Annotated in this window: 3 protein-coding genes; 1 reads left to right on the forward strand and 2 read right to left on the reverse strand. The window is 59.5% G+C overall.

The window, feature by feature from the left end; all coding sequences use genetic code 11:
• Position 1 precedes the first annotated feature (1 nt).
• Complete coding sequence (locus ACF8GF_RS21210) at positions 2-1,093, reverse strand: anhydro-N-acetylmuramic acid kinase (protein WP_176683477.1); 1,092 nt, start codon at positions 1,091-1,093, stop codon at positions 2-4.
• 3 nt (positions 1,094-1,096) lie between these two features.
• A complete protein-coding gene (locus ACF8GF_RS21215; protein WP_176683476.1) occupies positions 1,097-2,506 on the reverse strand; it encodes a peptidoglycan DD-metalloendopeptidase family protein in 1,410 nt (469 codons plus the stop codon).
• Positions 2,507-2,718: 212 nt separating this feature from the next.
• Here ACF8GF_RS21215 and tyrS point away from each other — a divergent pair, with 212 nt between their 5' ends.
• On the forward strand, positions 2,719-3,918 hold the full coding sequence (gene tyrS, locus ACF8GF_RS21220) for a tyrosine--tRNA ligase (RefSeq protein ID WP_176683475.1): 1,200 nt from the start codon (positions 2,719-2,721) through the stop codon (positions 3,916-3,918).
• Positions 3,919-4,646: the final 728 nt, after the last annotated feature.

Here is a 4,646-nt window from a genome sequence, read left to right on the forward strand (position 1 = left end):
GTCATGCCGGGTAGATCGCGCCCAGTATGCGCAACCCTTTGGCGGCAGTAACGGTGGGGCGGTTGGCCGCGATGCCTTCCAGGCAGCAATGGGCCAGCCAGGCAAAGGCCATGGCCTCGACCCAATCCGGGTCCACACCATGGGCGCCAGTGCTGGCGACATGGGCTTCGGGTAACAACTGACCGAGGCGGGCCATCAGCGCACCGTTACGTGCGCCACCACCACATACAAGAAGCGCTTCTGTGGCTTGCTGGGCGTTGCTCAACGACTCGATGATGCTGCGAGCGGTCAGCTCCAGCAGTGTTGCCTGTACGTCTTCGTCGCGGTAAACGGGTAGGCGGGCCAGGTGAGCATCCAGCCAAGGCAGGTTGAATACCTCGCGGCCGGTGCTCTTCGGGCCGCTGTCGGCGAAGAACGGGTCGCTGAGCAACGCGTTGAGCAAGCTGGCTTGCACAACCCCTGAGGCAGCCCAGGCACCATCGGTATCGTAGGCCTGGCCAAGTTTTCGCTCGATCCAGGCGTCCAGCAGCACATTACCCGGGCCACAGTCGAAGCCGTGGACCGGTTTATCGTGTTCGATCAGGCTCAGGTTGCTGAAGCCGCCCACGTTCAGGATTGCCAGTCGCTGGCCAAGGTGGCTGAACAGGGTTTCGTGGAAGGCAGGCACCAGCGGCGCGCCTTGGCCGCCGGCTGCCACATCGCGGCGGCGGAAGTCGGCGACCACACTGATGCCAGTAAGCTCGGCGAGCAGCGCCGGGTTGCCGATCTGCACGGTAAAACCACGTGCCGGCTCGTGGCGGATGGTCTGGCCGTGGCTGCCAATGGCGCGGATGGCTTCCGCCTTCAGGCCTTGGCGAGCCAGCAATTGGTGGATACCTTCGCCTGCCAGGCTAGCCCAGCGGTTTTCTGCCAGCGCCGCACGTGCGATCTCGTCAGGGCCGCTGCTGCACAGGGCAAGCAGCTCCTGACGCAAGTCGTTGGGCATTGGCAGGTAATGGGTGGCGAGCAGCTCAAGCTGCTCGCCTTGTTCGATCAGGGCAATGTCCAGGCCATCAAGGCTGGTGCCGGACATCACCCCCAGATAGAGCGCCATGGCTTAGCGCTTGTTCGCTGCGAGCAGAGTTGCCTTTTCCTGGTCCATACGGGCAATCAGTGGTTGGCTCTGCTGCAAGAAGCGCTGGCGCTCGTTTCTGGCGATCGGGTCGGCCATCGGCACTTTCTGACTCAGCGGATCGACGTGCACGCCGTTGACCTGAAACTCGTAGTGCAGGTGTGGGCCGGTAGACAGGCCAGTGGTGCCAATATAGCCAATGATCTGGCCCTGCTTGACCGTGCTGCCGGTCTTGATGCCCTTGGCGAAGCCTTGCATATGGCCATACAGCGTCTTGTAACGGTTACCGTGCTGGATAATCACGGTATTGCCGTAGCCGCCTCGGCGACCGGCCAGTTCGATACGGCCGTCACCAGCTGCCTTGATCGGTGTGCCGCGGGGAGCTGCGTAGTCGACGCCCTTGTGGGCGCGGATCTTGTTCAGGATCGGGTGCTTGCGGCCGGCGGAAAAGCGCGAGCTGATGCGGGCGAAGTCGACCGGGGTACGGATGAAGGCCTTGCGCAGGCTGTTGCCGTCGGCGGTGTAGTAGCTAGTGTTGCCCTGCTTGTTGGTATAGCGCACGGCGGTATAGGTCTTGCCGCGGTTGGTGAAGCGGGCGGACAGGATATTGCCGGTACCGACAACCTTGCCGTCTATCACTTTCTGCTCATAGACCACGTCGAATTCGTCGCCCGGGCGAATATCCTGAGCGAAGTCGATGTCGTAACCCAGCACGCGGGCCAGGCTCATGGTCATGCTGTGGGACAGGCCGGCGCGTTGGGCTGATGCCGACAGCGAACTCTTGATCACACCGTGGGCATAGGCGGTACGCACCACCGGCTTGCTGACTTCACGATTGAAGGTGTAGCCCTTGGCAGTCTTGGTCAGGTGAATGGTTTCGAGGCTGCTGACCTTGCTGCTCAGGCTGGCCAGTTGGCCATCCTTGTCGAGCTCGAACTGCAGCACTTGGCCGTGCTTGAGCTGGCTGAACTGCTTGGCCTGCTTGTTACTTGCCAGCAGGTCATGCACTGCATTGGCCGGCAGGCCAACCTTGGCGAACAGGGTTGACAGTGTATCGCCACGGGCCACGGTGATCTCGCGGTGGCCTGGTTCTTTGGTAGCTTCGGCGGCCGGGGCTTTCTGTTCGGCCTTCTGAGTCTCGGGGGCTGCGTCTTCGATCTGGACGAAAGGCGAGGTTTGCCCGCGTTCTGCCTGCACCAGTGGCGCAGCACGGGTCTCGTCTTTCAACTGCTCGGCAGGGCTCTCCAGCTCGAGGTTGAGGGTGGTTTTCTTGGCTTCCACTTCGCTGGATGGAAATACCAGTAGAGCCAAGCTGAGCAGGGCGGCAATGCCGCTGGCGGCCAACAGATGGCTTTTCGGATAAAGCGGGGGCGCTTTAGGCGGTTCGTTGGTCATAGGCAAGGTGACTTTGAAAAAGTGAAATGGAAAAGATGAATGACATGATGAAGATGAAATAACTGTATAAAATATAACCAAATCCATTTTCACGCAAGGGCGCGTAGACGCCGCAAGCCTGTCCCCGGGTCACATTCCTTTGCGAAACTTGTATTTGACAGCCGATCTTGTATGGTTGGCTCCCCCTGAATCTGAGCCTTGCGGGTTTGTCTATGAAGTCGGTTGAAGAGCAGCTGGCGCTTATCAAGCGCGGTGCGGAAGAAGTACTGGTCGAGTCGGAACTGGTGGAGAAGCTCAAGCGCGGCCAGCCTCTGCGCATCAAGGCTGGCTTCGACCCGACTGCACCTGACCTGCACCTGGGTCACACGGTGCTGATCAACAAGCTGCGTCAGTTCCAGGAGCTGGGTCATCAGGTCATCTTCCTTATCGGTGATTTCACCGGCATGATCGGCGACCCCAGTGGCAAAAGTGCCACCCGCCCGCCGCTGACGCGTGAGCAGGTGCTGGATAACGCCGAGACTTACAAGCAGCAGGTGTTCAAGATCCTCGATCCTGCCAAGACCGAAGTCGCGTTCAACTCCACCTGGATGGACAAGCTGACCCCCGCTGACTTCATTCGTCTGGCGTCGCAGTACACTGTGGCGCGCATGCTGGAGCGTGACGACTTCGACAAGCGCTACACCACCAATCAGCCGATTGCCATCCACGAGTTCCTCTACCCGCTGGTGCAAGGCTACGACTCGGTGGCGCTGAAGGCGGATGTAGAGCTGGGTGGTACCGATCAGAAGTTCAACCTGCTGATGGGGCGCGAGCTGCAGCGCGCCTATGGTCAGGAAGCGCAGAACATCGTGACCATGCCACTGCTCGAAGGGCTCGACGGCGTGAAGAAGATGTCCAAGTCGCTGGGTAACTATGTCGGCATCCAGGAAGCGCCGGGGGTGATGTACAGCAAGCTTGTGTCTATCCCGGATACCCTGATGTGGCGTTACTTCGAGCTGCTGAGCTTCCGTTCGATGGAAGAAATCGAGCAGTTCCGTACCGACGTCGCCAACGGCGCCAACCCGCGTGACATCAAGATCAAGTTGGCGGAAGAAATTGTGGCGCGCTTCCATGGTGAGGAGGCTGCGGCCAGTGCTCACCGTGCTGCCGGTAACCGTATGAAGGAAGGCGAGCTGCCGGAGGACTTGCCGGAGATCGAAGTGGCTGCGGCGGAAGACCTGCCAATTGCTGCGGTGCTGAACCGGGCTGGTCTGGTCAAGAACTCGGCACAGGCGCGAGACTTGCTGAATAGCGGCGCGGTGAAAGTTGATGGTGCAGTGGTCGACAAGGACTTCATGTTTGTCCTTGGTGCTACCCATGTGTGCCAGGCGGGCAAGAAGTCGTTTGGCCGGGTTACCCTCAAGGCTGAGTGATTGCCTGGATGGTGTAGCTATATAGAAGCGGGGAGGCCGGTAGGCCTCCCCGCTTTGTTTTTGGGGTTTGGTGGTTGCTGTTGTAGGGGGAGGGGGCTGTTTTGAGAGGGTGTTGGCGGTGAGATGTGTCCGCCACAACCCTTGCAGTGCCGGTGAGATCGAGCGCCGCCCGCGCGGCGCTTCGCGGGTAAACCCGCTCCTACGTTTGTTTCGGGCCAATTATGCCTGTGGGATTCGCGCGCGAACGCCTTGGTGCCTGTCTCGATATCGCGGCGTACCAACAAGGCGGCCGCGCGCGCCTGGCACAGGAGGGACTGGCCCGAAACAAACGTAGGAGCGGGTTTACCCGCGAAGCGCCGCGCGGGCGGCGCTCGATCTCACCGGCGCAGAAACTGTTGTGGCGAACACTTGGCAGCCCCGATACGGTCTTTTCCCCTTATATTTCACTTTCTTGAAATTAAAGGTTGACGCCCTCTCGAATCCCCTTATAATGCGCCCCACTTCCAGCGACAACGGAACGACAAACTCCTTGAAATTCAATGAGTTAGACAATTCTGAAGGTGCTGTAAGGGCTACGATCAAATGATCGAAAGCGGTTGAAAAGGTGGTTGACAGTGCTTCTAAGTGCTGTATGATTCGCCTCCCGCTACGAGAGATTGCAGCGAGCCAAGTGTTTGAAGCTAAACGAGTTTCTCGCAAAAAACTTCAAAATAAACGCTTGACAGGCT

Origin of the sequence: Pseudomonas sp. yb_5, from assembly GCF_043103865.1 — a bacterium.
Taxonomy (GTDB): domain Bacteria; phylum Pseudomonadota; class Gammaproteobacteria; order Pseudomonadales; family Pseudomonadaceae; genus Aquipseudomonas; species Aquipseudomonas putida_Y.